Genomic DNA, 4,286 nt, shown 5'->3' on the forward strand with positions numbered 1-4,286 from the left:
GCGCCAGCGTCCGGGCGCCCTCGCCGAACCCGTCACCCTGACCGAGGACATCGAACGGCTGGTGGGCATGCTGGCGGCGACCTTGAAGACCGACCTCGAGCGCCGCGGCGAGGGCGCCCGGACGCTGGCGCTGCTGCTCTTTCGCGTCGACGGCGCCGTCAGCCGCATCGCGCTCGGTACCTCGCGGCCGATGCGCGAACCCATGCTGATCCAGAAACTGTTCCATGAAAGGCTGGCCGCGCTCGAACAGGATATCGATGCCGGCTATGGTTTCGATCTGGTGCGGCTCTCGGTGTTGGCATCAGCCACCTTCGACATGCAGCAGGCCGATCTTGCCGGCGAGGTGACCGACGACGGCGCCGATATCGCGCTGTTCGCCGACCGCATCCGCGCCCGGCTCGGCGATGGCGCGGTTCTCCGGGCAGTCGCGGTCGAAAGCCATCTGCCGGAGCGTGCCGTCGCCACCATCCCCTTCACCGACGCGCCGTGCCGGACCACGCCGCCGAAGAAGCCGGACAGGCTGCAGGCACCAAAAACCATATTTCCGCCGGAACGACCGATCCGGCTGTTCCGCTCGCCCGAACCCATCGATGTGCCGGCCACCGAAATGCCGGAAGGACCGCCGCTGAACTTCCGCTGGCGGCGCGCGCTCTACCGGGTCAAGCGCGCCGAAGGGCCGGAACGCATCGCCGCCGAATGGTGGCGGGAAGCGCCAAGCGACGAGGCGGCATCGACGCGCGACTATTTCCGCATCGAGGATGCCGACGGCCGCCGCTACTGGCTCTACCGGCAAGGCCTCTACGGCGGCGCCTCGCAAGTCCCGCCGCGCTGGTTCCTGCATGGAGTCTTCGCATGAACGCGCTGACCGTCATTCCCTATGCCGAGTTCGGCATCCAGTCGAATTTCTCCTTCCTGCGCGGCGCCTCCAAGCCGGAGGAGCTGGTGGTCGCGGCCAAGCTCCTGGGCTTCTCGGCGATCGGACTTGCCGATCGCAACACGGTGGCCGGCGTGGTGCGCGCCTGGCAGCAGGCCAAGGTCGAAAAACTCTCCTATCACCCCGGCTGCCGGCTGGTTTTTGACGACGGCACGCCGGACATCCTCGCCTATCCCCAGGACCGCAAGGGCTGGGGGCACCTCTGCCGCATGCTGACGCAAGCCAATCTGCGCGACGAGAACGAAAAAGGCGCCACCCTTCTCCAGCGCGGCGACCTGCTCGAATGGGGTGACCTGATGTCGCTGGCGGTCCTGCCCGGTCTGTCGACGGGGGCGCAAGACAGTCTTGCCTTGCTTGGTGAGCTCAAGGGCCGTTTCGGCAGGAACCTGCGGCTTGGCGTTTCGCCCGACTACGCCGGCAATGACCGTTTCCGCATCGAGCAGGCGGCAGCACTTGCCGAGAGCGCCGGCATTCCGCTGATGGCGACCAACGACGTTCTTTATCACACCGCCGAACGGCGCCCGTTGCAGGACGTGCTGACCGCGATCCGCCTCAACACGCCCGTTGCCGAGGTCGGGCTACAACTGGCCGCCAATGCCGAGCGCCATCTGAAGCCGCCGATGGAGATGGGCCGCCTGTTCCGCCGGCACCCGCAGGCGCTGGCCGAGACGCTGCGATTTGCGCAAGAGCTGACTTTTTCGCTCGGCGACCTCCAGTACAACTACCCCGACGAGCCGACGGAATCGGGTCTTGGTCCACAGGCTGAGCTGGCGCGACTGGCGCGGGAGGGAGCGGCGAACCGCTATCCGGCTGGTGTGCCGGATTCCGTGACCAAGCGCATCGAGGAAGAGCTCGCTTTGATCGAACGCCTCAACTATGCCCGCTATTTCCTGACTGTCTACGACATCGTCAAGTTCGCGCGCAGCAAGGATATTCTCTGCCAGGGACGTGGATCAGCCGCCAATTCGGTCGTCTGCTTCTGCATCGGCATCACCGAAGTGGGGCCGGAAAAAATCGATTCGCTCTTCGAGCGCTTCATTTCCGAGGAGAGAAACGAGCCGCCGGATATCGACGTCGATTTCGAGCACGAAAAGCGCGAAACTGTAATCCAGTACATCTACGAGAAATACAGCGGCAAGCGCACGGCACTTGCCGCCGCCGTCATCAGCTATCGCGGCCGTTCGGCGCTGCGCGAAGTGTCGAAGGCGATGGGCCTGTCCGAGGATGTCAGGGCATCGCTTTCCGGCTCGATCTGGGGTTGGTCGACATCGGAGCTTGGCGAGAAGGAAGCCCGCGCCGGCGGCCTCGACCGCACCGACCCGGTGTCGGGGCACGTGATGGAGCGTGCCAATGAGATCATGGGCTTCCCCCGCCATCTCTCCCAGCATGTCGGCGGCTTCGTCATCACCAGGGACCGGCTCGACGAGATTGTGCCTATCGTCAAGACGGCGATGGACGAGCGCAAGATGGTCGAATGGGACAAGGACGATCTCGACGCGGTGAAGATCTTGAAAGTCGACGTGCTGGCGCTCGGCATGCTGACCTGCCTGCAACGCGCCTTCACCTTGCTCACGGATCACTATCCTAATGCGCGGGATGATTATGGGCAGCCCTATGTGTTGGCCACCCTGCCGCCGGAGGACAGGCAGGTCTACAAGATGATCTGTCGCGCCGACACGCTCGGCGTCTTCCAGATCGAATCGCGGGCCCAGATGTCGATGCTGCCGCGCCTCCAGCCGAAAACCTTTTATGATCTCGTCATCGAGGTGGCGATCGTTCGGCCGGGCCCGATCCAGGGCGACATGGTCCATCCCTATCTGCGCCGCCGGCAAGGCAAGGAACAGGCCGAGTATCAAAAGCCGGAGCTGGAAGCGATCCTCAAGAAAACGCTTGGCGTACCGCTGTTCCAGGAACAGGCGATGAATATCGCCATCGTCGCCGGCGGTTTCAAACCGGGCGAAGCCGATGAACTGCGCCGCGCCATGGCCACCTTCAAGCGCACCGGCACCATCGGCAATTACCGCGACCGTATGATCAATGGCATGGTCGGCAAGGGCTACACGAAGGACTTCGCCGAGCGCTGCTTCAAGCAGATCGAGGGCTTTGGCGAATACGGCTTTCCTGAAAGCCATGCTGCTTCCTTCGCCCTGCTCGTCTATGCCTCCTGCTGGTTCAAGACCTTCTATCCCGACGTGTTCTGCGCCGCGATCCTGAATTCGCAGCCGATGGGGTTTTACCAGCCGGCCCAACTCGTGCGCGACGCAAGCGACCATGGCGTCGACATCCGCGACGTCGACGTCAATTTTTCGGTGTGGGATTGTACGTTGGAAAAGGCGCCATTCGATCCGGCCCGCATCCTGCCACGCCATGCCGAAATGCGCGGCGTCATCGAGACAAATCATGCGCTGCGGCTCGGCTTCAGGCAGATCAAGGGCCTGTCGAAGGAGCGCATGGAGGCTTTCGTCGAGCGGCGCGGCTCAGGCTATGTATCCGTCAGGGATGTCTGGCTGCGCTCCGGCCTCGATGTCGGCGAGATCGAAAAACTGGCGCAGGCCGATGCCTTTCGCTCGCTCGGTCTTGACCGTCGCGAAGCCCTGTGGGCGGTGCGCGCGCTCGACGGCAAGAGCGCCGCCGAAAGACTGCCGCTGTTCGACCAGCCGGCGCTTCGCCTGCGCGAGCTGGAACCGGAGACGAGGCTGCCGAAAATGCCGCTCGGCGAGCATGTCATCCACGATTACCGCGCGCTCGGCCTGTCGCTGAAGGCGCATCCGGTCGCCTTCCTGCGCGAGCGGCTCGACCGCGCCGGCGTCATCCCGAATGCGAATCTTCCTTCCGTGCGCGACGGCAGGCGCGTCTCGGTCGCCGGCCTCGTGCTGGTGCGGCAGCGCCCCGGCAAGGGCAATGCGATCTTCCTGACGCTGGAGGACGACAAGGCGGTGGCCAACATCATCTTCTGGCAAAGAACCTTCGACCGCTATCGGCCTATCGTCATGGGGGCCCGGTTCGTCAAGGTCACCGGGAAATTGCAGTCGGAATCGGGTGTGGTCCACATCGTTGCCGAGAAGATCGAGGATCTGACGCCCTGGCTGACCGTGCTTCTGGAGAAGGTCAGCGAGACTGCACCAGTGGTTCCTCCGAGAGACCTCGCCAAGGACGGTTCGGATCGCTCCAGCCCCGCCAAACAAAGCGCGCCGATCCGGCAGGATCTCGCAACGCTGTCGGAAGAAGCGGAACAGGTCATGCCCAAGGGGCGGAATTTTCAGTAGGCAAGGCCATGCCAAGAGCGGAACGAAAGCGGACGTCGGCGATCCTTCGCGCCCCCTCTGTCCTGCCGGCCTATTGGGTACAAGAA

The 4,286-nt window shown here is 64.1% G+C and carries 2 protein-coding genes; both read left to right on the top strand.

The genetic code is table 11. The features are described from left to right. On the top strand, nt 1-856 hold an 856-nt coding region (locus EN884_RS27600), incomplete at its 5' end, for a DUF6504 family protein (RefSeq protein WP_348632991.1). Then, nucleotides 853-4,200, top strand: a complete 3,348-nt coding sequence (locus tag EN884_RS27605; protein ID WP_063169574.1) for an error-prone DNA polymerase — start codon at nt 853-855, stop codon at nt 4,198-4,200. The genes EN884_RS27600 and EN884_RS27605, both read left to right, overlap by 4 nt. Nucleotides 4,201-4,286: the final 86 nt, after the last annotated feature.

Source organism: Mesorhizobium sp. M7A.F.Ca.AU.001.01.1.1 (assembly GCF_004022735.1).
Taxonomy (GTDB): domain Bacteria; phylum Pseudomonadota; class Alphaproteobacteria; order Rhizobiales; family Rhizobiaceae; genus Mesorhizobium; species Mesorhizobium ciceri.